This is a genomic window from Marichromatium gracile (genome assembly GCF_004343155.1).
Lineage (GTDB): Bacteria > Pseudomonadota > Gammaproteobacteria > Chromatiales > Chromatiaceae > Marichromatium > Marichromatium gracile.
In genome coordinates this window covers 380,974-402,545 of sequence record NZ_SMDC01000002.1, presented here as the reverse complement: position 1 = coordinate 402,545, position 21,572 = coordinate 380,974, and the positions used below count along the sequence as shown (strand labels likewise).

The window sequence follows — 21,572 nt, the reverse complement described above, 5'->3', positions numbered from 1 at the left end:
TAACCCGCTGAAATGCAAAAGACACTTCAGCCAATTTCGCGAACCGGCGAAAAATCTTCGATTAGCCAAGTTCGGAGATCGAGCAAAGACAAAAAGGCTAAAAAAATCAAAAAGATAAAAACTTGCGAACCTCCCGGGGATTTTCCGGTCACTTGTAGTTCGCGTTTTTCCCGCTAGAGGATCAAGGGGCCATGAAGGTCGAGCGTCTCCTTTGCACCGATGTGTTCGACACGGCGTTGCCAGTGCTTGCCGAGGTAGTAGAAACGCAGGCTGTCCTGCTGTGGGTCGATCAGATCCAGCAGCCGTTGTTTGAGCAGGGCCCACTGCCCCGGCTCGACCTCGATCTCGAAGACCGAGAACTGAACACGCTGCCCATAATCGAGGCATGCCTTGGCCACCTGCCGCAGCCGCTTCGGCCCTTCCGGTTCACGTGTACTGACGTCGTAGCTGACCAACACCATCATGGTGGATTCACCTCCACAGACAGGGCGGATAGGCGTCGAGATCGCCGCGCAGGTGGCGAGCGAGCAGTTGCGCCTGCAGCAGCGGGAACAGGCCGAGCGGCGCCTGCTCTTCGAAGAAGAGATGCTGCACCATCTCGCGCTTGCGCTCCTGATAGGCGCTCAGCAACGTCTTGCGCGCCCCCTCTTCGAGCAACACAGCACCATTGTCGAGGAAGATGAAGTCGCGCCTGGTGAGCTGCTTGCGATTGAGCAGGGTCAGCGCCAGACGGTCGGCGACGACCGGACGCAGCTCCTCGACCAGATCGAGCGCGAGGCTGGGCCGTCCGGGTCGGTCGCGGTGCAGGAACCCCACCGCCGGATCGAGCCCGACGGTCTCCAGCGCCGAGCGACAGTCGTGGGTGAGCAGCGTATAGAGGAAGGACAGCAGCGCGTTGACGGGGTCGCGTGGCGGACGACGGTTGCGACCGTTGAAGGCATGTTCGCCCAGATCGACCCGCACCAGATGACCGTAGACACCAAAGTAGGCGCGCGCCGCGTCTCCTTCGAGCCCGCGTAGCACCTCCAGCGACGCCTCTTCGCGAAGGCGGATGATGATGCGTCGCAGCCCCTTGCGGACCTGCTCCAGCGCGGCACGCACCTCTGGCGCGAGGCTTGTGCCGTGATCGCGCAGCGCCCGACCGATCACGGCGCGCTGGTTGTGCACCTTGCCGGTCAGCAAGTTGCGGACGAGTGCGGCACAGCGCGAGGACTCATCGCTGCGCCGGTACTGCTCGCGCCGCAACAGCACGTTGCCCGAGACCGGTCCCTCCATGCGTGCCAGGAAGCGTCCGTTCGGTGACAGAAAAGAGACGCAGATCCCCTGCTCGGCGCAATAGCCGAGCAACTGTGGCGAGACCATCATTCGCCCGAGACACACCAGTGATTCGAGCATGTGGACGGGGAGTCGCCCCCGTTCGGTCCCCTCGACCTCGACCACGATATTGGCACCATCCTTCCTGATCCAGGCCCCTTCGGTGGTCACGTACAACGTATTGAGCAGACGACGCATCCCTCAGTCCTCCCGGTCGAGCTGGCCGCGCAACCAGGCATCGACACCGTCCGTGCGCCCCAGCAAGCGGGGCTGACAGTGCTCGATCAATGAGCAGGCGTCGCAGCGCGACGCCAGATAGCGTGCGGTAGGCGTGCATCCGGCGGTGAACATGGCGCGCACCGCTTGGATGGTCTCCAGCGTCAGTTGGCGCAGTGCGGGATCGAGACACACCACCTTGCGGCGCCTGGCCCGGCCATAGTAGAGCGCGCCCTCGGGCACGGTCCGCCCGAACATCGCCTCCAGGCAGAGCGCCTGGGCGCAGAGCTGCACCTCGTCGGCGCGGTGCGACTTCGGTCGCCCGCGCTTGTACTCCACCGGATAGGGGCACGGCCCATCCGGCCGAGCGTGCATCTCGACGACATCAGCGACACCGCCGATCCCCAGCTCAGCCTGGGCCAGCGGCAACGCGGTCAGGGTCCGCACGCCGTGGCGCAGCTCGGCGCCGGGCCGGTCGGCGCGATCGTGGAGCAGGCGACCCTGGGCGGTATGGGCGTTCTCCTCCCAGAGCCGTTCGAGATGGATCAGCGCGCACTGGCGCGGGCAGTAGAGATAGTGCTGAAGGGCCGAGAGCGGGATGAAGTCAGTATCGTCCATGTCTCGGCCCTCCTCCTCGGGATCAGAGTTTTTCGATCACCCGCACGCCCTGCGGGATGGCCGCGTGCGCGATATCGACACGATAGTCCTTGAAGCTGCGCGCGGGTCGGTCGTCCTCGCCAGGGACACGGCTGACCTCGACGGCATCGAACAACTGGTGCGCCGGAGCATTACCGAGCGCGCTCTCGTGCTCGAAGACGATCAGCTTACGCGCGGCCATCTCGCCGCGCGCGGCCGAGCGATCGTGCTCGAACATGTTGATGAGCGACTGCCACAGCAGCTCCAGGTCGGCGGCGGAAAACCCGGTGCGCTCGGCGAGCTTGGCCGAGACGAAGCCGTGGGCGCGATACAGACCATAGGGCAGGATGTGCTTGCGCCCCATCGTTCGCTCCTTGTCGACGTCGCGGTCGTTGGTCACGGCCATGCGGGTAATCGAGACCTCCAGCGGCAACACCGGCTCGATCGAGCTGGCGAAGCCGAGCTGCACCGGCCCGCGCACCTGACCGGCATTGACCTCGGTGGTCATCACCGCGCCGAAGGTGCGCACGTCGAAGAAATTGCGGCACATCCAGGCAGTCAGCTCCTGCGCCTGCGCCTTGTCCTTCGGCAGCTTCTTGGAGACCGGCTCGACCTCGATCGCCGCGTAGCCGCGTTGGTGCTGCTGATTGAGCACCGCCTTCTCCTGCATGTAGATCTCGTACCCCGGCTCAGCCTCCTTGGCGAGGCCGACGAAGTTGCGGATCTTGCGCTTGAGACAGACGTCGGTGACCAGACCGCAGTTGGTCTCGGGGTCGAGTCGGGGCAAATTGCCCGCGTCCGGGTCACCGTTGGGGTTGCCGTTGGTGACGTCGAACAGATAGACGAATTCGTAACGGTGGGCGATGGCGGTCATGCGTCGGTTCCTTCTGGCTGGGTCTCGTCGGCGGCGGTGTCGGTGGCGGCGCGCTTGGTATAGAACGCCTGGGTCTGGTGGTAGTAACCGATGGCGAAGCGCCCCTGGTCCTCGATGCGCAGGCTGCGCGGGAAGCGCTCCGGCAACCCGTCGACGATCGCGCCGAGCTGTTGCTCCAGCGTCACCGCCAACCCCGTGCGCTCCTTGCGCAGCTTGGCGAGATGGTTCTGGGTGTTGCGCAGCAACACCGGGAAGATCGAGGCCGGCGTGGCCGAGGCCGCACCGTAATAGCGATCGCGGATGGTAGCGTTGACCTGCGTGCCGAGCGCGCCGCGCTGGATGTGCTCCAGCAGCGCGAACAGCCGCCCGAGCAGATAGCCGGGCTGGGTCGATCGGGTGTCAAGACTCACGGGGATCTCCTCCTCGGACGTGTGTATCGAGCCGCGCGCCGCTGCCGGGCGCGGTGGGTTACCGAGCCGCTGCTCGCGCGTCAGCACGGCCTTACAGATGGCCACGCGCAGCCCGCTGAGATGACCGTCGGCGCGAATGCGCATGATGGTGTTGGCCAGTAGGCTACGCGGATAGCGGCCACCGCCGAGGATGGCGCGCAGCAGCTCACCGACCAGGTTGTCGAAAGCGTCGTCCATCTTCGGCATGGCGCCGTCGCGATGCGGCACCGTCGCCAGCACCAGCCGCCGCACCCCGGGCGCGGTGCGCCAGGGCACGGGTTCGAGCCGCAGGTCCTCGGCATGTTGGGCGAGACGCCGGGTCAGTACATCCAGGGTGTCGACCTGCCAGAAGCGCACCGACAACCGCGAGGCGTTGGGCGCGAGTCCCAGCACGAACATCCGCGTGTCCGGCGCCAGTCCGGGATCACGCCCGACCAGGGGGCGTCCCCGGCGCACGTCCTCCAGCACCTCGCGCACCCGCTGTGTCTCCTGCGCCTCGTCGGGCGATGCGTCACCGCTCGGCGGATCGAGCAACAGGTCGAACAACAGTTCGGCCTCGGGCGCCGGCGCACCAGCGGCGGTCTCGGCCCAGAACACCACGGTGGTGTCGCCGATCAGCAAACGCTGATGGTTGTGCTCGCCCGGGCGCAGCAGGTGGTTGAGTGCCGTGGTGTAGCCGAAGGCCGCCGCCTGGGAGACCGGGGCGTTGCCACCCTGCTCCTTGCCGTAGGAGGTAAAGGCATCGAGGTTGAAGGAGACGATCGCCGCCCCCGAACTCTGCGCCCCACGCACCCCCTTGATCGGCGGGTGCAGACGCGCCATCGGCTGCGGCACCCCGGTCACCAGACAGGTGACGTGCTCACCGTCGTCCCCGGCCTCAACCAGCAAGTCGGCACGCACCTGACGCGCCGCCTCGCGCTGGTGCAGATAGCGCCGCTCGCCGTCGAGGCGAAAGACCAGGTTGGTATCGAGCACCTCGTCGCTGAACATGGGGGGAACGAACCGCTCCGGCGTCCAGGCCCCCAGGAAGCGCAACAGCGCCAGCAGGCCGGGGTCCTCGGTCCCGGCCAGGGCGGACTCGTGCAGCGCCACGAAGGCGGCGTGCTCCTGTACCGCGCGCTTGCTGGAGGCGCTCACCCCCAGCACGTAACTGGTCTTGTCCCACAGGACATTGGGCTTAATGCCAGCGGTCCGCTTGACCGGCTGCGGCACCTCCAACAACCGAGGCCGGGGCTTCTTACCGCTGGTGTCGCGGATGTCATCGACGGCGACGACCGCGCCCGTCGGGTCGAGCACGATGGCGTAGCTCACCTTCTCCTGGCTGTAGCCGAGCGCGGCGACGCCCTCGGTGTCGCGTTCCAGCAGGTGCTGGTAATGACGATGGAGCGCTTGCAGGATCATGCCCGGACCTCCGTGTCGTCCCAGGCCGGGACATCGACCCGGCCATCGATCATGCGAGCGCGGAAGAAGCGCGGCGTCATGCCGTTGGCGAAGTCGATGTCATGGAGCATCCAGCCAAGGTCGCGTTCACCGGCGAGCGCCTCGGCGACCGCGGGGGACGGCTCGTCGTCCTCCAGCAGGCGGAAGCTGGCCGGGAACTCGCGCACCCCGAGACAGGGCATGTGGAAGCACTGCCCGCGCCGCGCACGCCGGTTGAAGATGTCGAGGTGCTTGCCCACGTTGTCCTCGTCACCGGCGCGCTCGGTCAGCGAGAAGTGGGCCTCGATCACGTAGCCGACATCGCGCAGCACGGTCGCGGCGCGCTGCTGACGGTCCTCCTCGACCCACTTCGCCACGCCGGCGGTGGTCCCCGCCTTGATCGCCTTGCGCACCGTCGCCGCGGAGAGCTTGCCCCCGACCTCGTTGCGCCGGATCGACTCGAAACGGATCGGGCGGAGCACCTGGATGCGTTCGACGTGCCAGCGGATGGCCGGCTTCCAGTGGATCGCCTCGAGGATGCCGCGCGCCGCCGAGGGCGTGATGATGTCGTAGCTCACCCGCTCGACCTTCATCTCCGGGCGGGTGAAGCAGGCGCGCTCCCCCCAGACGTGCAATCGGACGCCGAAGCTCATACGGCTGTTCTCCTCTCAGATGATCGTGTTGGCCGTGCTCACGAAGGTCGGCTCCTCCCACCACAACCCGAAGTCGGGGCTATAGAGGTCCGGGTTCATGAGCGCCAGGAACTGTTCACCCCAACGGGCCTCGGCCACCGGCTGCACCGCGCCGGCAGCACGCAACTCGGCCAGGGCACGCCCCGGCACCTGCACCAGATAGGGCTGTAGCCGCCGCGCCACGCCGCCACAGCGAGGCACGTGTTCCAGCGCCGCGAGTGCACCGCGCGCCGCCTCGTCATAGGGCACGATGACCGCCACCTGGGTGGTCTCGATCAAGCGATAGCGCGACGCCAGCGTCTCCAGCGGTAGCCCGTCGGGACGGCTGCAGCGCAGCAGCCCGAGCAGGTCGTGCCGGTCCAGGGCCTCGTCGCCCTGCTGCCAGTAGAGGAGCTGGAAATAGGCGTCGATCGCCGCCGGGGCGAGCGGTGCCTCACTGTGCCGACGCAGCACCTCGCGCCCGGCCTGAGCGAACTGCTTCAACTCGGGCGGCGGCGCCCAGTCCTCACCGGCGGGCGCGAACACCCACACCGGACTGTCCTCGGCCCGGTCCTCGCCATGACGGTTGCAGCGCCCGGCAGCCTGGGCGATCGAGTCGAGCCCGGCCTCGGCGCGATAGACCACCGGGAAGGAGACATCCACCCCGGCCTCGATCAGCGAGGTCGCCACCAGCCGGCAGGGCGCGCCCCGATCCAGCCGCGCGCGCACCTCGGCGAGCACCGCGCTGCGGTGGCGCGCGCACATCAGGGTGGAGAGGTGGCAGGCGCCCGGCTGCTCGGCGATCGCCTGATAGAGCGCGCGGGCATGGCGGCGGTTGTTGACGATGCAGAGCACCTGCTCATGTCCTTGCAGACGCGCGACCAGTGCGGCGTCATCGACCTCGCCGAGATGGCCGATCCGTACCCGTTCGAGCCGGCGGTAGAGCGCCGGCGGGTCGGGCGCGAGTTCGCGCACCTTATCCAGCCCACCGCGAAACGCTGGGGCGTTCAGCGCCGGCTGGGTGGCGGTGCACAGCACCAGGGTGCAGCCGTAGTTGCGCGCCAGCTCGTCGATGGCGGCAACGGTGGGGCGCAGCAGTTTCAGCGGCAGGGTCTGGGCCTCGTCGAGGATCACCACGCTGCCGGCGACGTTGTGGAGCTTGCGGCACTGCGAGGGGCGCGCCGCGAACAGGCTCTCGAAGAACTGCACGGCGGTGGTGACGACGATCGGGGCATCCCAGTTCTCCATCGCCAGACGCAGCTTGTCGCTCGCCTTCGCGCCCTCGTCCGCGACCGAGGGCACGAAGGCGCTGTGATGCTCCAGCACCGCCGTTTCGCCCAGCTCGCCGAGGGCGGCACGAAAGCTCGCGGCGGTCTGCTCGACGATGCTGGTGAAGGGGATGACGCAGATCACCCGCCGCAGCCCGTGCACCAGCGCGTGATCGAGCGCGAAGGCGAGCGAGGTCAGGGTCTTGCCGCCCCCGGTGGGGACGGTGAGCGAGAACAGCCCGGGCGGCAACGTGGCCTGGCCCCGGACATGATCGAGAATGTCGCCGCGCAGCCGATCGACGGGGCGCGACGCAGCAAACCCCTGGAGATGCGCGTCGAGCCGATCGCACAGCGCCGCCAGCGACGGCGAGGGCGCCGCGCGCAAGGTCTCGCGACGAACGCCCGGCGGACGCTCGACCCGATCGTAGAATGCCTCGGTATCGAGATAGTCGGCATCGACCAGACACGAGAACAGCATCCGCACCAGGAAGGAAAGCTGGAACATGCCGCGCTCGCGGCTGTGCACGATGAGCGGCGGTCGCTCCAGTGCCTCGGGTAGCGCGATCTCCTGCCGCCAGACATCGAGCAGCGGCGGCAGCCCGTCCCGCGCCAACCGCTCTCGCAGCGCGGTGCGCTCACCGGACTCGGCGCCGTTGGCGAGTCCACCGTGGTGCCCGGCGATGGCATAGGCGAGCAGCTGGCCGAGCCCCGGATAGCGCTCCAGCGCGAGCTGCGCGCCCCGGGTGGCGTGATCGACCCGCACCGCCTCGCCCGCCAGGCGGCGCTGGAAATCGTCGGTGTACTTGCCGAGATCGTGGAGCAGCCCGGCGGTCTCGGCGAGCGTCTCGCAACCGAAGGGGGCGGCGCGAGCAGCGGCCAGGCGCGCGACATTGTGCAAGTGCTCGGCGAGCGGCTGCCAGTCGGCGGCACGGCCCGAATCCGTGGAATGGGCGAAGCAATCACAATCCTTGGGGGCCTGCATCTCAAGTCACGTCCTGTGCAACCCACACGGGTGCTGCGCTGCTCCGATACCGCTTAGCGCCGGAGCAATCGCGTAGGGCCCACCCGCTGGCGGGCTTCATGGAGACCTTGAATTTATCCCCATCAAATGAATTTATCCAGGGCCTCGCTCAAGTCACGGACTGGATCCAGATCACCCGCGGAAGGTCGAGAGGAATGCCTCGACGAAGCGTGGATAGTCGTCCTCGGCGAGGTGGTTGATGCCGGCGGCGGCCTTGCGTCCGCCACCGCTCGGGAACTGGCGGCACAGCGCGTCGGCGCCGTCGGGACGCGCCAGCGGGGCGCGCACGCTGACCAGGAAACCGCCCTCGGGCAGGCGGGTGAGCAGCGCATGGGCGCGCTCCGGGGCGGCCTGGGCCCGGGCGTTGGCGAACACCCCGCTAACCCGCCGCGCCCAGGGCGCATCGGGCAGCACGAACACCCGCCCCGCCGTCTCGTCGACCTCGGGGCGCAACGCCTCGGCGTGCGCCATGTCATCGGCGTAGCCATCGCGGAGCTGGGCGAAGACCGGGTCGGCGGCGATGAACGCGCGCGGATCGGCATAGGGGCGCAGGCGCTCGAAGAGCTGCGCCGGATCGACGTGGAGGTCGGCGACACGGGCACCATAGCCGTTGTAATTGAGATAGATGCCGAGTTCGCGCAGCCGTTCGAGCGTCGGCGCATCGAACCCCAGCGGCGCGGCGGCCTGGCGCGCGGCGGCGTCGAAGTTGTCGCCGAAGGTACCGACCACCGCCCAGGCGCGATGGGCGCCGTCGAGCGCGGCGTCGACCAGCAAACTGGTGCCGCGATCGGGTGCGGTGTCGATATGGGCTTCGAGGCCCGGATGGTCGGGGATCTCGCCGGGGAAGTGGTGGTCGAAGTAGCGCACCCGCACGCCGGCGGCGAGCAGCCGCTCGAGCGCGGCGCGGTTCTTGTCGAGCGAGAGGTCGAGCACCCGCACCTCGTCACCGGCGCCGGCCTCGACGCGATCGAGCAGCGCGATGTCGCGCTTGACCCCGGTCACCAGCACGCTCTCGCGCGGCTCGGCCAGGTGCAGCTGCAGGAGCGCGCAGAGTCCGTCCGCGTCGCCGTTGAAGACATCGTACAGGGCCATGCGTGTCTCCTCCCCGGCCGATCCCCGGCCCGGCTCGATTCGAGTGGAATGCGAGGAGCCTAACCAGCGCGCGACTATCCTGACAAGCGCGCATCGGCATTGCCCGGTACAGCCGCTGACGTTAGACTTGCCTGCTCACCGACTTCTTTTGATCTTCTCAGGTTCTCCGGCCCTGGCTCGGCGTCTCGCGATCGGCGACGACGGCGTATTGGTGGTTGCCGGAGCCAGGGAAGCCCGTGTGTCCTAACATCATCCTTTAAGAGTTCTTCAGGAGCCCGCATGGCCATCGAACGCACCCTCTCCATCATCAAGCCCAACGCCGTCGCCAAGGACGCCATCGGCGCCATCCTCGGGCGTTTCGAGGCCGCCGGCCTGCGCATCGTCGCCGCGCGCATGATGCACCTGAGCCGCGAGCAGGCCTCGGCCTTCTACGCCGTGCACCAGGAGCGTCCCTTCTTCGGCGAGCTGGTCGACTTCATGACCTCCGGCCCGGTCATGGTCCAGGTCCTCGAGGGCGAGGGCGCCATCGCCAAGAACCGCGAGATCATGGGTGCCACCAACCCGGCCGAGGCCGCCCCGGGCACCATCCGCGCCGACTTCGCCGACTCCTTCACCGAGAACGCGGCCCACGGCTCCGATGCCCCCGAGACCGCCGCCGAGGAGATCGCCTTCTTCTTCCCCGAGGGCGTCTGCGAGCGCACCCGCTGATCCTGATCCGGTGACGGCCATGAACGCCAGCGAACCCAAGACCAACCTGCTCGATCTCGACCGCGCCGACTGCGAGGCGCTCGCCGTCGAGTTCGGCCGCAAGGCGTTCCATGGCCGCAACCTGTTCAAGTGGATCCACAAGCATGGCGTCGTCGACTTCGACGCCATGACGGATCTGCCGCTCGCGCTGCGCGAACAGCTGCGCGAGCGCACCGAGATCCGCCTGCCGCGGATCGTCCACGAACACCCCTCCGCCGACGGGACGAAGAAATGGGTGATGGAGTTGGCCGACGGCCAACACATCGAGACCGTATTCATCCCCGAGGGCCGCCGCAGCACCATCTGCGTCTCCTCGCAGGTCGGCTGCGCGCTCGACTGCCGCTTCTGCGCCACCGCCAAGCAGGGCTTCAATCGCAACCTCACGGTCGGCGAGATCATCGCCCAGGTGTGGCACGCCACCCGCCAGCTCGAGACCGCCCCGACCAATGTGGTGATGATGGGCATGGGCGAGCCGCTCGCCAACTTCGACCCGGTGGTCAAGGCGATGGCGATGATGCAGGACGACCTCGCCTATATGCTCGCCAAGCAGCGGGTGACGGTGAGCACGGTCGGCATCGTCCCCGCGCTCGAGCGCCTGCGCGAGGTCAGCAACGTCTCCCTGGCCGTCTCGCTGCACGCCCCCAACGACGCCTTGCGCGATGAGCTGGTGCCGATCAACCGCAAGTACCCGCTCGCCGAGCTGATCCCGGCCTGCCGCCGCTATGTCGCCGACGACAAGCGCCGCAAGGTGACCTGGGAATACATCATGATCGCCGGGCTCAACGACAGCATCGCCCACGCCAAGCAGCTCATCCGTCTGCTCGAGGGCACGCCGTCGAAGATCAACCTGATCCCCTTCAACCCCTTCCCCGGGGTCGATTACACCACCAGTCCGCCCGAGCAGGTCGAGGCCTTCCGCCAGCGACTGCTGCGCTCGGGGCTGATCGCGATCACCCGCAAGACCCGGGGCGAGGAGATCGCCGCAGCCTGCGGCCAGCTCGTCGGCCGGGTGCAGGATCGCACCCGTCGCCAGGCCCGGGTACAACTCGAACAGGACCGAACAGGAGCGCCATGACCCCTCGCTGGCCTCGCCCGCTCGCGTTGGCCGTGCTGCTGTGCCTGACCCTGCTGGCTGGCTGCGGTGGCGCCGAGAAGCGCCCCGAGGGCGGTGACGCGCTCGGTCTCGAACCCGACGACAGCCCCGCCGAGATCTACGTGCGGATGGCCGAGCAGTACTATGCCCGGGGCCAGATCGAGGTCGCCTTCCGCCGTGCGCTCCAGGCCCTCGAGGCCGATCGTCGCTACGCCCGCGCGCATGTCTGGATGGCCTTTCTCTACGAGCAGCTGGGCAAGGACGCACTGGCCACCGAGCACTACGAGCGCGCCGTGCAGCTGGCGCCGAAGAACCCCGACGTGCTCCACGCCTACGGCTCCTATCTGTGCCGTGAACAGCGCTATGCGGAGGCCGAGGCCCAGTTCCTCGAGGCACTCGACAATCCGCTCTATGCCACCCCCTGGGTGACCATGACCAATGCCGGCGACTGTGCCCGCAAGAAGGGCGACGCGAGCCAGGCGGAGGCGTATTATCGCTCCGCCGTCGCGGCGAATCCGAAGTTCGGCCCGGCCTTGGTCAAGCGCGCGGCGATGGCCTATGCCCGTGGCGAGATCAAGGCGGCAAAGGGGGACATCGACCGCTATTTCGGAGCAGAGACCCTGCGCACCGCGACCAGCACGCGCGAGGCCCTGCAGCTCGGCGCCAGCATCGAGCGCCAGCTCGGCGATCGCGAGCGCGCCAACTTCTACCAGCGGGCACTGCGCGAGCGCTTCCCGGACGCGGCGGCATCCAGAGAATCCCAGGGAGTCCAGTTGGATGAGCGAGACCAGATCACCGAGTCCTGAGGCGCCGAGCACGCCAGACATCATCATGCACCCCGGTCAGCGCCTGCGTCAGCAGCGCGAGACGCGCGGCCTCGAGATCGCACGCGTGGCCTCGCAACTGCACCTGCGCCCGGAGATCATCGAGGCGCTCGAACAGGATCGTTACGATGCGCTGCCCGGGCCGGTCTTCGCGATCGGTTATCTGCGCAACTACGCCAGACTGCTCGGCATCGACCCGACACCATTGATCGAGTCGGCACGCACGGTGACCCAGGAGCAGGCCGCCGCCCAGACGGGGCCACGGACGCGCGGCAACCTCGCCGAGACCACCTCGCGCTGGCTGATGCGCCTGATCAGCCTGGCGCTGATGGCGGCGGCTGTCGCCATGCTGGTGCTGTGGTGGCAGAGCCGCCCCGAGCTCGCCCCGGCGCCGCTCGCAGACGACGTCGCGCCCAGCGAGCAGCCGCGCCTCGACCCGGCACCGTCCCAGGCCACACCCGCCCCTGTCGCCCCGGCACCGACGACGCCCGAGCCCCGGGCCCCGCAGCCGGCGCCACGTCCGACCCCGGCGCCCGCCCAGCAGACGTCGGCGCTCGTCGCCGCGCCCGAGCCGGGGGCGACACCGGACACCATCTCGACGCCCGGCGCCGCGCCCGCGCCCGCGCCCGCGCCCACTGTCGCATCCGGGATCGACGAGGATCGTCCGGAGGCCGCGCCGACGAGCGTCGAAACGGCACCGACGCCGCCCGAGGTCGCGCTCGAGTTCACCGGCAACTGCTGGGTCGAGGTGCGTGACGTCAACCGTCGCATCATCCTCACCGGCGAGCTGCGTGCCGGCGACCGACGCGTGCTCGAGGGCGAGCCGCCCTATCGCTTCATCATCGGCAACACCGCCATGGCGCGACTCACCATCGACGGCGAACCGCTCGATCTGAGCGAGCGCGCCCGAGGCAACGTCGCCCGCTTCACCCTCGATCCCAGTCAGCCCGACTGAGTCCGGCGCGCTGCGATCCCACAGGCCATCAGTATCCGCCCAGCATGAGCAAGAAGATCCAAGCCATCCGCGGGATGCACGACATCCTGCCGGACCGCATCCCCACCTGGCACCGTCTCGAGGACACCGCGCGGCGGGTCCTCGAGGGCTACGGCTACAGCGAGATCCGTACCCCCGTCGTCGAGGTCACCGACCTGTTCAAGCGCTCCATCGGCGAGGTCACCGACATCGTCGAGAAGGAGATGTACACCTTCCCCGACCGTAACGACGACAGTCTCAGCCTGCGTCCCGAGGGGACGGCGAGCTGCGTGCGCGCGGCCATCGAGCACGGCCTGCTGATGCAGCCGCAGCGGCTATGGTATCGCGGCCCGATGTTCCGCTACGAGCGCCCGCAGCGCGGGCGCTACCGCCAGTTCCACCAGATCGGCGTCGAGGTCTTCGGGCTCGAGGGACCGGACATCGACCTCGAGCTGATGCTGATGACCGCGCGACTGTGGCGCGCGCTCGGACTCGAGGGCTTCCGCCTGGAGATCAACTCGCTCGGCGACGCCGAGGAGCGCGCGGCCTATCGTGCCGAGCTGATCGCCTATCTCGAGGCGCGCATCGACCAACTCGACGAGGACAGCCGCAAGCGGCTGCACAGCAACCCGCTGCGGGTGCTCGACTCCAAGCATCCGCAGACCCGCGAGGTCGTCGCCGACGCGCCCTCGCTGCTCGATCACCTCGGCGAGACCAGTCGCGCCCATCTCGATCACATCCGCGCCGGACTCGAGCGCGCCGGGGTCGACTACCAGCTCAACCCGCGTCTGGTGCGCGGACTCGACTACTACAATCGCACCGTGTTCGAATGGATCACCGACGAACTCGGCGCCCAGGGCACGGTCTGCGCCGGCGGTCGTTACGACGGTCTGGTCGCCCAGCTCGGCGGTCGCCCGACCACCGCCGTCGGCTTCGCCATGGGCATCGAGCGTCTGGTCGAGCTGCTCGAACTGAGCGGCGCGCAGGATGATCCCGGCATCGACGCCTATCTGGTCGCGCTCGGCGAGCGCGCCCAACAGGAGGCCCCGGTGCTCGCCGAGCGACTGCGCGACGCCCTGCCCGAGCTGCGCCTGGTGGTGCACGCCGGCGGCGGCAGCTTCAAGAGCCAGTTCAAGCGCGCCGACAAGAGCGGCGCGCGCTACGCGCTGATCCTCGGCGAGGACGAGGCCGAGCGCGGCGTGGTCGGCGTCAAGGCGCTGCGCGAACAGGTCGAGCAGCGCGAACTCGACCTCACCGCACTGACCGAGCTGCTCGCCGGCGCGCCGGCCTGACCCCATCGAGACCCACCCGCGCCGCTCGACAGCGCGCGCGCACCCATAGAGGACAGACCTGTGAGTTACCAAACCGACGAGGAAAAGGCCGAAGCCATCAAGAAGTGGTGGCGTGACAACGGCGTGGCCGTGTTCGCCGGTCTCGCGCTCGGCCTGGTCATCATCTTCGGCTGGCGCTACTGGAACGACTACCGCACCGACCTCGCCGCCCAGGCCTCGACCCACTTCGAGCAGATGCTCTACAGCGCCGAGGACGCCGATGCGGCCACGGTGCTGGCCAAGCAGTCCGAACAGCTCGACGCCGACTTCGGCGCCACGCCCTATGCCGCGCTCGGCGCCCTGGTCGCGGCCAAGGGGCTTTATCAGGCCGGTGAGGCCGAGGCGGCCATCGCTCGACTCGAGCGGGTGATCGATGACGCCCCGGACGCCGCGCTGGCGCGTCTCGCCGCGTTGCGCCTGGCGCGCATCCAGCTCGCCGAGGGCGCGCTCGACGCCGCCGAGTCGACCATCACCGACCATGACGACAGCCCCGAGTTCAGCGCCGACTTCGCCGCGGTGCGCGGTGACCTGGCCGCCGCGCGCGGCGACCTCGACACCGCCCGCGAGGCCTATGAGACGGCCATCGAAGGTGGCGCCGCACTCTCGCAACTCATCCAGCTCAAGCTCGATAACCTGCCCTCGGCCGGCTAGACGACACACGGAAGGAAGTTATGGCGATCCACACCAGAGCGGCGATCACCGGCGCCGGCGCACTGCTGTTGAGTGCGCTGCTCGGCGGCTGCAGTCTCATCCCCTGGCTCGGCAGCGAGGAGGATCCGACACCGCCGAGCGAGTTGCCCGAGCTCGACCAGTCGTTGACCCCGACCACGCTGTGGTCGGCGCGCGTCACCGACGGCACCGACGGGCGTCGCCTCTATCTGGTGCCGACGCTCGCCGCCGGTCGGCTCTATGTCGCCGACGCCCGCGGCACCCTCGCCGCGGTAGCCGCCGACAACGGCCGCGTGCTGTGGCGCCAGGAGACCGAACTGGCCTTCAGCGGCGGTCCCGAGGTCCACGGCGAGCGTCTGGTGCTCGGCACCACCGGCGGCGAGCTGGCGCTCTTCTCCACCGCCGACGGCACCGAGCTGTGGCGGACCCGGCTCGGCAGCGAGGTGCTCTCGGTGCCGCGCTTCGCCGATGCCGAGACCATCGTCGTCCACACCCTCGACGACAGTCTCTACGGCATCGAGGCGGCCACCGGCGAGCAGCGCTGGCACCTCACCTACCCCGCCCCGGTGCTCACCCTGCGCGGCAGCAGCACCCCGGCGGTGGCCCCGGACGGGGTCATCGTCGGGCTCTCCGGCGGCAAGCTGATCAAGTTCGACGTCGCCGACGGCACGCCGCTGTGGGAGGTCACCATCACCCGACCGAGCGGGCGCTCCGAGCTCTCGCGCATCGCCGACATCGACGCCGATCCGGTGCTGGTCGGCACCACGGTGTTCGTCGGCACCTACAACGGCGACCTGGCTGCGGTCGATGCCGTCACCGGCACCGTGCTGTGGCGCCGCGAGCTCTCCGCCCACGCCGGTCTCGCCGCCACCCCGGAGGCGCTGTTCGTCACCGACTCGCGCGATCAGGTGTGGGGCGCCGACCCGCTCAGCGGCGCCGGGCGCTGGGTGCAGGAGGCGCTGCGCTATCGTCGGCTCACCGCGCCGGCGCTGCTCGGCCAGGTGGTCGCGGTCGGCGACCTGGAGGGCTATGTCCACCTGCTCGACGCCGCCGACGGTCAGCTGCTCGGGCGCACCCGCGTCACCAAGAAGGCGCCGATCACCGCACCGCCGCTGGCCGCCGCCGGGCGGCTCTATGTCTATGCCGACGACGGGACGCTGAGCGCCCTCAGCGTCGGCGCCATCCCGGCGCGGACGGCGCAACGCGCGCCCGAGCAAGCCGATAACGCGAGTCCCTGAATACCATGCTCCCCGTCATCACCCTGGTCGGTCGTCCCAATGTCGGCAAGTCGACCCTGTTCAACCGGTTCACGCGCACCCGCGACGCGCTGGTCGCCGACTTCCCCGGGCTCACCCGCGATCGCCAGTACGGGGTCGGGCGGATCGGCCCCGGCCCTTATGTGATCGTCGACACCGGCGGTATCGCCACCGCCACCGAGGGCGTCGAGACGCTGATGGAGCGTCAGGTGCAACTGGCCATCGAGGAGGCCGATCACCTGCTGTTCGTGGTCGACGCGCGCGACGGCTGCACCCCGGAGGACATCGCCATCGCCGAGCGGCTGCGCCGTATCGGCAAGCCGATGACCCTGGTGGTCAACAAGAGCGACACCTTCGACCCGCTGCTCGCCACCGCCGAGTTCCACGCCCTCGGGCTGGGCGAACCGCGTGCGGTCTCGGCCACCCAGGGGATGGCGATCCGGCCGCTAATCGAGCACGTCTTCGCCCAGCTCCCCGAGGCCGCCGAGGAGGAAGCGCCCGAGGACGACGACGAGCGTGGCGTCAAGGTGGCGATCGTCGGTCGCCCCAATGCCGGCAAGTCGACGCTGATCAACCGTCTCGTCGGCGAGGAGCGCGTGGTCGCCTTCGACAGCCCCGGCACCACCCGCGACAGCGTCTTCATCCCCTTCGAGCGTGATGGCCAGCGCTACACCCTGATCGACACCGCCGGTCTGCGCCGTCGCGCCAAGGTCAAGGAGGCGATCGAGAAATTCAGCGTGATCAAGACGCTGCAGGCGATCGAGGCGGCCAACGTGGTGGTCCTGGTGATCGACGCCCATGCCGGCATCGGCGAGCAGGACGCCACCCTCGCCGGCCATGTCATCGACAGCGGCCGCGCCGTGGTGGTGGCGATCAACAAGTGGGACGGACTCGACGCCGAGGCGCGCGAACAGGTCAAGGCGCAGTTCACCCGCAAGCTCGGTTTCCTCGACTTCGCCAAGCTGCACCGCATCTCGGCGCTGCACGGCAGCGGCGTCGGGCTGCTGCTCGACGACGTCGACCTGGCCTATGCCAACGCCACCCGCAACCTCTCCACCCCGGAGCTGACCCGGCTGCTCGAGGCGGCGGTACAGGAGCACCAGCCGCCGCTGGTGCGCGGCCGGCGCATCAAGCTGCGCTATGCCCACCAGGGCGGGCGCAATCCGCCGGTGGTGGTGATCCACGGCAACCAGACCGATGAGACCCCGGCGAGCTACAAGCGCTATCTGATCAACCGTTTCCGCCGTGAGCTCGACCTGCTCGGCACCCCGCTGCGCCTGGAGTTCAAGAGCGGCGGCAATCCCTACGAGGGCAAGCGCAACCCGCTCACCCCGCGCCAGATCAAGAGCCGCCAGCGGCTCAAGAAGTTCACCTCGCGCAAGCATTGAGCCATCGGTGCAGGGACGCACCACCCTCGCCGTCTCGTCGACGACGGCTCTATAATCGACATCCCCGGCAAGACTCAGGACGAGGGCGCAGATGGCCGATCAGATCGAGGGCGATTCAGCCCAGCACGGAATCGAGGCGCTGATCCAGGCGCTCAGGGACGACACCGCACAGCGCGCCCGACTCGGCGAACAGCTCGAACGCCTGCTCGCGGCGAGCGGTCCCGAGCGCCAGCTCACCGACATCCACGGGCTCGAACAACGTCTCCACATCGAGGAGCGGCGTCACACCCGTGCCAAGTGGTACACGGCGGTGCTCGGCCTGTTCGCGCTACTCATCGGTGCCGTACTCTTCTATCTGGTGTTCATGATGGCCCGCGACATGAACCGGATGGAGGACTACATGTACAACATGGGCCATGCCACCGACGACGCCCGCACCCGCCCCTTCGAATTCAAGGCCCAGGGCGAGAGCTACATGGCCACGATGGCCGGGGACATGGGCGCGATGCGCACCAGCATCGAGGCGATGCGCGAGGACATGGGACAGATGCGCCTGAGCATCGACGGCATGTCCACCGACATCACCGCGATGAGCCGCGACATGACCCAGATGAACGCCACCATCGGTCGCATCCAGTACGACACCCTGCTGATGCGCCAGGGCGTCGGCGGCATGGCCAGCGACACCCGCGCCATGGGCGCGCCCTTCCGCGTCATGGACTCCATGGCCCCCTGGTGATCCGGACCCGATCGATGCAACGGCTCGCCATCCCGCTCGTCACCGCATTGACTGTCACCGCGGTCGAGACCGCTCTCGACGACCACCTGCTGATCGTGCGCACCGCACCCGCACCCTGAGCCCCCGGGACGCGCCCGGCTGTCATACAATGCGGGATGCAACCCAAACCACCCGACCGCAAGGGGGCCCCACCATGAATGCACCACGCTCCACCCAGGAACTCGCCGCCCTGTTCGACCTGCCGGCCCCCGAGCGCTACACCCTCTTCGTCACCGAGGTGCTGGAGCACGGCCAGGTGTGGACGCTGTGCGCCGAGGACGGCTTCGTCGCCTTCAGCGACGAGGAGGACACCGACTGCTTCCCCTTCTGGCCAGCCCCGGAGCTGGCCGCCGCCCTGGCCGACGACGACTGGGCCGACTGCCGCCCCGAGGCGCTCGCGCTCGACACCTTCATGGAACGCTGGCTGCCCGGCATGGACCGCGACGACCGTCTGGTCTCGGTGTTCGCCGCCCCCGACGGCAGCGGCATGGTGGTCGATCCGCTGGAGCTGCTCGCCGACCTCGAGGCCGCACAGCGCGCGCGCGACTGAGCGCGTCACCCCTGCGCCGGCGTCCGTACCAGCAGGAACAGACCCGCGAGCGTCATCACCGCACCCGGCAGCGAGGCCGGGTGCGGCCACTCACCGAGCACCGCGACAGCGGCCAGGGCGGCGACCAGGGGCGTGAGCAGCCCCAGGGTCGTGCTAATCAACGGGGACAGACGAGCGGCGGCGATCCCATAGGACAAGGTCGGCAACACGGTCGAGACCAGGGCAAGCGCCAGGATCACCGGCAACTCCCCGGCAACCGGCCAGCGTGGGGCCGCGGCCCAGAGCCAGGGCAGACTCACGACCAGCCCCCAGAGACAGGCCACCGCGGTGAGCGCGAGCGGGTGAGGACAGCCCCCAGCGAGCGCGCGCCGGCGCACCCCGATCGCGTAGAGCGCCGCGACCAGCGCGCAGCCGAACGCAAGCCCGTGACCGACACCCAGGCTACCCGCGTCCAACGCCGGGGCGAGATAGAGCGCCAGGCCGGCGAGCGCAAGCGCGACACACCCGAGCTGGCGTCCACTCGGCGCCGCGCCACCAACCCACTGCAGGAGCACCGCGATCACCGGCGCCGCGCCGATCACCAGGGTCACCTCGACGACCGGCGCGCGCACGAAGGCCTCGGTGGCCAGCACATAGTAGAGCCCCATCGCCAGCGGCAAGGGCGTGCGCAGTGCATGCACGGCCTGGCGCCGATGGATCAGCAGGAAGGGCGCCAGTACGAGCAGCCCGACGCCCAGCCTGGCGACGACGATCACCGTCGCCGGCAGATCGGGCAACAAGCGCACGAAGACCCCGGTCAGCCCCCAGGCCACCGGGGTCACCAGCGCAGCCCCCAGTCCGACCATCTCGACCGAACCCGTCGGCCTCATCCCTCGCACAGCACCATCCCCCTAACCGCATCAAGAGGCACGCAGGCTAGGAGGCGCCGACGGTGCTGTCTTGAACGATCTTGGCACCCTAGCGACGGCGGCGTGTGCGCGGATGACCGTGGTCGGAGCGATAGCGCCCCGGGGTCACCCCGGTCAGCCGCTTGAAGGCGCGGGTGAAATGGGCCTGGTCGGCGAACCCCAGCGCCAGCGCGACGGCGGCGACCGCCTCGCCCCGGGCGAGTCGCGACTGCGCCGCGCGCAGCCGGTACTGCAGGTGCCAGGCATGGGGCGGCAACCCCAGCTCACGGGTAAAGGCACGGGCCAGGCGGTAGGCATCGAGCCCCGCCGCCGAGGCCAGCTCGGTGAGCGAGACTGCGCGCTCCGGACAGTCGCCGAGATACTCCAGCGCGCGGCGCACCGCCTCGGGCTCGCGTCCGCTGCGCACGATCGCGGGGCACGGGCGCGCGTGCCGCGCGAGGAAGCCGGCGAGCACATCGAGCAACCGGGTCTCGAAGCTCAGCGAGGTCACGCGATCGGTCAGCGCCTCATGCGTGGCGGCCAAGGCCGCTGCAAGCGCTCGGTCACTGATGACGGGGGCGGACGCGAACCCCGCGGGCGGCCCCTCGCTCACCTGCAGCAGCAGACGCTCGGGAATGGTCAGGACGCGATAACGCCAACCCTCGGCGTCGATCGCCGAGACGGCATGGACCACCCCAGCCGGCATGGCGACGATCTGCCCGGGGGTGGCGACCAGCCGACCGCCCGCGGACGCCACCCGCTGCGCGCCGCCGTCGATCAGCGCGATCATCAGCCCGTCGTGACAGTGACGGGGAAAGGCATGGTCACGGAAGGTCCCGCACAGCACCTCGACCCCGGGGATGTCGGGGAGCTGACGGCTGCGGGGAGGATCGTCTCGAACCGTCATGGATAGACGCGGTGCCCTCGCTCATCGGCCAAGGATCATGACACCTCCCTCACCGTGATCCTCGGTCAGATCGAGGATCGGGCCCCGAGGCTCCACCGGCGCGGGGCCTTCCGTCGACTGCCCGTCGAGCTGGAGGCAGCTCCGGTCGATGGCGGCGGGTGAGCGCCAGTTGCACGGAACCGAGCCCGAAGCAGCGGCCTGGACTCGGTTCGGGTCATCAGCGTCGGAAGCGCCAGACCGAAGCCTACCCTGACACCGCCGCATCAACCACCCGCACAGCGTCCGATCACCGCCGAGCAGCGCTTGATGCTGCCAAAGCCCCAACCGGCGCGGTTGTCGCTGGCGATGGCGACGACGCGCCCGTCGCGCACGCGGATGTCGAAGACACAGGCGCGGGCGTCGTCCTCAGGGTCCGGGGCCGGGGTGGCGCGCAGCAGACCGTCTGCACCGCGGCGCTGCGCCGAGGAGTAGTGGCGCAGCGTGACACCGGGCTCCGTGGCCGGTCGCGTGACCGACAACGGCTCGCCGATGCAGTGCGTGAGCCGCTCGACCTCGGCGCCGAGCAAGCGCTGCTCGGCCTCGTGGACCTGACGCAGGTGGGGCGCGCCGCAGCCGCCGGAGAGCAGCGCGACGGCGACGAACAGGAGTGACAGCTGGATACGCATGATCGCCGCCCCCCGCTCAGGTCCGCACCGGCTGGCCGCGCAGCCGGCCGCTCAACCGCAACCCGTCGCGCAGGCTCAACCCGAGCAGCGTGGCGTTGACCGCGCCGGCGACCAGCTCCAGCCCCTGCACCGCGTAGAAGACGCCATCGAGCTCCCCCGCCGCGGCCTTGGCGGCGAGAAAGAAGGCGCAGGGCACCAGCACCAGCAGCCCGTTGGCGGCGATGATCGGCATCCGCCGGCGCTTGGCCGCGACCCGTTCCCCCTGGCGGTCACGCGCCAGCGCGAAGCCCGAGCCGCCGACTGCCGCAAGCGCCGGGACCAGCACCAGCAGGCCCCAGGGGATGGCGGTCTTGACCGCGACGATGGCCGCCGGGGCGCCGAGGGTCTCGACGATCACGGTGGCGAACCAGAAGCTCAGGATGGTCAGCAGCGCCAGCGCGCCGGCGATGGGATGGATCCACTTGGTCATGACGGTCTCCGCTCCGGGATTAAACATAGCTTGCTATATAGCATTGCATTCCAAGCTATACAAGTGCTATCAAGA

The 21,572-nt window shown here is 69.1% G+C and carries 22 protein-coding genes; 10 read left to right on the top strand and 12 right to left on the bottom strand.

Annotation, left to right across the window (positions count from 1 at the left end; genetic code table 11):
* Positions 1 to 173: 173 nt before the first annotated feature.
* The 8 genes from cas2 to EDC29_RS04790 all read right to left on the bottom strand — a co-directional run bounded on the left by cas2 (position 174) and on the right by EDC29_RS04790 (position 8,960).
* Positions 174 to 464: a CRISPR-associated endonuclease Cas2 gene (gene cas2 / locus EDC29_RS04825; RefSeq protein ID WP_132228800.1), complete on the bottom strand. Its 291-nt coding sequence runs from the start codon at positions 462 to 464 to the stop codon at positions 174 to 176.
* Between the two features lie 7 nt (positions 465 to 471).
* Positions 472 to 1,512 carry a type I-C CRISPR-associated endonuclease Cas1c gene (cas1c, locus tag EDC29_RS04820; RefSeq protein WP_132228798.1) on the bottom strand — a complete coding sequence of 347 codons (1,041 nt, stop codon included), beginning with the start codon at positions 1,510 to 1,512 and terminating at the stop codon, positions 472 to 474.
* 3 nt (positions 1,513 to 1,515) lie between these two features.
* The gene (gene cas4, locus EDC29_RS04815) at positions 1,516 to 2,148 is read right to left on the bottom strand and encodes a CRISPR-associated protein Cas4 (RefSeq protein WP_132228796.1); all 633 of its coding nucleotides are present in this window, start codon (positions 2,146 to 2,148) and stop codon (positions 1,516 to 1,518) included.
* Between the two features lie 22 nt (positions 2,149 to 2,170).
* Positions 2,171 to 3,040, bottom strand: coding sequence for a type I-C CRISPR-associated protein Cas7/Csd2 (cas7c, locus tag EDC29_RS04810; protein ID WP_132228794.1), 870 nt, complete (start codon positions 3,038 to 3,040; stop codon positions 2,171 to 2,173).
* Positions 3,037 to 4,890, bottom strand: a complete 1,854-nt coding sequence (gene cas8c / locus EDC29_RS04805; RefSeq protein WP_132228792.1) for a type I-C CRISPR-associated protein Cas8c/Csd1 — start codon at positions 4,888 to 4,890, stop codon at positions 3,037 to 3,039. Before cas8c ends, cas7c begins: the two co-directional genes overlap by 4 nt.
* The gene (gene cas5c, locus EDC29_RS04800) at positions 4,887 to 5,561 is read right to left on the bottom strand and encodes a type I-C CRISPR-associated protein Cas5c (protein ID WP_132228790.1); all 675 of its coding nucleotides are present in this window, start codon (positions 5,559 to 5,561) and stop codon (positions 4,887 to 4,889) included. Before cas5c ends, cas8c begins: the two co-directional genes overlap by 4 nt.
* A gap of 15 nt (positions 5,562 to 5,576) precedes the next feature.
* Positions 5,577 to 7,829 (bottom strand): CRISPR-associated endonuclease Cas3'', encoded by a 2,253-nt coding sequence (locus EDC29_RS04795; RefSeq protein ID WP_132228788.1) that lies wholly within the window; start codon positions 7,827 to 7,829, stop codon positions 5,577 to 5,579.
* Positions 7,830 to 8,000: 171 nt separating this feature from the next.
* Positions 8,001 to 8,960: an acetyltransferase gene (locus EDC29_RS04790; RefSeq protein WP_132228786.1), complete on the bottom strand. Its 960-nt coding sequence runs from the start codon at positions 8,958 to 8,960 to the stop codon at positions 8,001 to 8,003.
* 279 nt (positions 8,961 to 9,239) lie between these two features.
* Between EDC29_RS04790 and ndk the strand changes: the two genes are divergently transcribed.
* The 10 genes from ndk (at position 9,240) to EDC29_RS04740 (ending at position 18,569) form a co-directional block, all read left to right on the top strand.
* Positions 9,240 to 9,668, top strand: a complete 429-nt coding sequence (gene ndk, locus EDC29_RS04785) for a nucleoside-diphosphate kinase (protein ID WP_005221611.1) — start codon at positions 9,240 to 9,242, stop codon at positions 9,666 to 9,668.
* A 19-nt stretch (positions 9,669 to 9,687) separates the two neighbouring features.
* Positions 9,688 to 10,782, top strand: a complete 1,095-nt coding sequence (gene rlmN / locus EDC29_RS04780; protein WP_123140855.1) for a dual-specificity RNA methyltransferase RlmN — start codon at positions 9,688 to 9,690, stop codon at positions 10,780 to 10,782.
* The gene (pilW, locus tag EDC29_RS04775; protein ID WP_123140854.1) at positions 10,779 to 11,606 is read left to right on the top strand and encodes a type IV pilus biogenesis/stability protein PilW; all 828 of its coding nucleotides are present in this window, start codon (positions 10,779 to 10,781) and stop codon (positions 11,604 to 11,606) included. Before rlmN ends, pilW begins: the two co-directional genes overlap by 4 nt.
* Positions 11,578 to 12,579: a RodZ domain-containing protein gene (locus EDC29_RS17605; RefSeq protein WP_132228784.1), complete on the top strand. Its 1,002-nt coding sequence runs from the start codon at positions 11,578 to 11,580 to the stop codon at positions 12,577 to 12,579. Before pilW ends, EDC29_RS17605 begins: the two co-directional genes overlap by 29 nt.
* Positions 12,580 to 12,623: 44 nt before the next feature.
* Complete coding sequence (gene hisS / locus EDC29_RS04765) at positions 12,624 to 13,889, top strand: histidine--tRNA ligase (protein WP_123140852.1); 1,266 nt, start codon at positions 12,624 to 12,626, stop codon at positions 13,887 to 13,889.
* Between the two features lie 60 nt (positions 13,890 to 13,949).
* Complete coding sequence (locus EDC29_RS04760) at positions 13,950 to 14,579, top strand: YfgM family protein (RefSeq protein ID WP_132228782.1); 630 nt, start codon at positions 13,950 to 13,952, stop codon at positions 14,577 to 14,579.
* Between the two features lie 20 nt (positions 14,580 to 14,599).
* On the top strand, positions 14,600 to 15,835 hold the full coding sequence (gene bamB / locus EDC29_RS04755) for an outer membrane protein assembly factor BamB (RefSeq protein ID WP_132228780.1): 1,236 nt from the start codon (positions 14,600 to 14,602) through the stop codon (positions 15,833 to 15,835).
* Positions 15,836 to 15,840: 5 nt separating this feature from the next.
* Entirely contained in the window at positions 15,841 to 17,241 is a 1,401-nt protein-coding gene (der, locus tag EDC29_RS04750) for a ribosome biogenesis GTPase Der (RefSeq protein ID WP_132228778.1), read from the top strand.
* A 91-nt stretch (positions 17,242 to 17,332) separates the two neighbouring features.
* Positions 17,333 to 17,980: a hypothetical protein gene (locus tag EDC29_RS04745; RefSeq protein WP_132228776.1), complete on the top strand. Its 648-nt coding sequence runs from the start codon at positions 17,333 to 17,335 to the stop codon at positions 17,978 to 17,980.
* Between the two features lie 193 nt (positions 17,981 to 18,173).
* A complete protein-coding gene (locus EDC29_RS04740) occupies positions 18,174 to 18,569 on the top strand; it encodes a DUF2750 domain-containing protein (protein WP_123140847.1) in 396 nt (131 codons plus the stop codon).
* Positions 18,570 to 18,574: 5 nt separating this feature from the next.
* Here the strand turns inward: EDC29_RS04740 and EDC29_RS04735 are convergent, their stop codons facing one another.
* The 4 genes from EDC29_RS04735 to EDC29_RS04720 all read right to left on the bottom strand — a co-directional run bounded on the left by EDC29_RS04735 (position 18,575) and on the right by EDC29_RS04720 (position 21,497).
* Entirely contained in the window at positions 18,575 to 19,438 is an 864-nt protein-coding gene (locus EDC29_RS04735) for a DMT family transporter (protein ID WP_132228774.1), read from the bottom strand.
* An 88-nt stretch (positions 19,439 to 19,526) separates the two neighbouring features.
* On the bottom strand, positions 19,527 to 20,363 hold the full coding sequence (locus tag EDC29_RS04730; RefSeq protein ID WP_132228772.1) for a helix-turn-helix domain-containing protein: 837 nt from the start codon (positions 20,361 to 20,363) through the stop codon (positions 19,527 to 19,529).
* Between the two features lie 263 nt (positions 20,364 to 20,626).
* Complete coding sequence (locus tag EDC29_RS04725; protein WP_132228770.1) at positions 20,627 to 21,028, bottom strand: hypothetical protein; 402 nt, start codon at positions 21,026 to 21,028, stop codon at positions 20,627 to 20,629.
* A gap of 16 nt (positions 21,029 to 21,044) precedes the next feature.
* Entirely contained in the window at positions 21,045 to 21,497 is a 453-nt protein-coding gene (locus EDC29_RS04720) for a hypothetical protein (RefSeq protein WP_123140843.1), read from the bottom strand.
* Positions 21,498 to 21,572: the final 75 nt, after the last annotated feature.

Bases quoted from the DNA above. Each gene is read 5' to 3' on its own strand.
- EDC29_RS17605 (WP_132228784.1), top strand. From the start codon at position 11,578: ATGAGCGAGACCAGATCACCGAGTCCTGAGGCGCCGAGCACGCCAGAC.
- cas8c (WP_132228792.1), bottom strand. From the start codon at position 4,890: ATGATCCTGCAAGCGCTCCATCGTCATTACCAGCACCTGCTGGAACGC.
- EDC29_RS04730 (WP_132228772.1), bottom strand. From the start codon at position 20,363: ATGACGGTTCGAGACGATCCTCCCCGCAGCCGTCAGCTCCCCGACATC.
- EDC29_RS04735 (WP_132228774.1), bottom strand. From the start codon at position 19,438: ATGAGGCCGACGGGTTCGGTCGAGATGGTCGGACTGGGGGCTGCGCTG.
- cas2 (WP_132228800.1), bottom strand. From the start codon at position 464: ATGATGGTGTTGGTCAGCTACGACGTCAGTACACGTGAACCGGAAGGG.
- hisS (WP_123140852.1), top strand. From the start codon at position 12,624: ATGAGCAAGAAGATCCAAGCCATCCGCGGGATGCACGACATCCTGCCG.
- EDC29_RS04790 (WP_132228786.1), bottom strand. From the start codon at position 8,960: ATGGCCCTGTACGATGTCTTCAACGGCGACGCGGACGGACTCTGCGCG.
- cas1c (WP_132228798.1), bottom strand. From the start codon at position 1,512: ATGCGTCGTCTGCTCAATACGTTGTACGTGACCACCGAAGGGGCCTGG.
- cas5c (WP_132228790.1), bottom strand. From the start codon at position 5,561: ATGAGCTTCGGCGTCCGATTGCACGTCTGGGGGGAGCGCGCCTGCTTC.
- rlmN (WP_123140855.1), top strand. From the start codon at position 9,688: ATGAACGCCAGCGAACCCAAGACCAACCTGCTCGATCTCGACCGCGCC.
- bamB (WP_132228780.1), top strand. From the start codon at position 14,600: ATGGCGATCCACACCAGAGCGGCGATCACCGGCGCCGGCGCACTGCTG.
- cas7c (WP_132228794.1), bottom strand. From the start codon at position 3,040: ATGACCGCCATCGCCCACCGTTACGAATTCGTCTATCTGTTCGACGTC.
- EDC29_RS04725 (WP_132228770.1), bottom strand. From the start codon at position 21,028: ATGCGTATCCAGCTGTCACTCCTGTTCGTCGCCGTCGCGCTGCTCTCC.
- EDC29_RS04745 (WP_132228776.1), top strand. From the start codon at position 17,333: ATGGCCGATCAGATCGAGGGCGATTCAGCCCAGCACGGAATCGAGGCG.
- der (WP_132228778.1), top strand. From the start codon at position 15,841: ATGCTCCCCGTCATCACCCTGGTCGGTCGTCCCAATGTCGGCAAGTCG.
- EDC29_RS04740 (WP_123140847.1), top strand. From the start codon at position 18,174: ATGAATGCACCACGCTCCACCCAGGAACTCGCCGCCCTGTTCGACCTG.
- EDC29_RS04720 (WP_123140843.1), bottom strand. From the start codon at position 21,497: ATGACCAAGTGGATCCATCCCATCGCCGGCGCGCTGGCGCTGCTGACC.
- ndk (WP_005221611.1), top strand. From the start codon at position 9,240: ATGGCCATCGAACGCACCCTCTCCATCATCAAGCCCAACGCCGTCGCC.
- EDC29_RS04795 (WP_132228788.1), bottom strand. From the start codon at position 7,829: ATGCAGGCCCCCAAGGATTGTGATTGCTTCGCCCATTCCACGGATTCG.
- pilW (WP_123140854.1), top strand. From the start codon at position 10,779: ATGACCCCTCGCTGGCCTCGCCCGCTCGCGTTGGCCGTGCTGCTGTGC.
- cas4 (WP_132228796.1), bottom strand. From the start codon at position 2,148: ATGGACGATACTGACTTCATCCCGCTCTCGGCCCTTCAGCACTATCTC.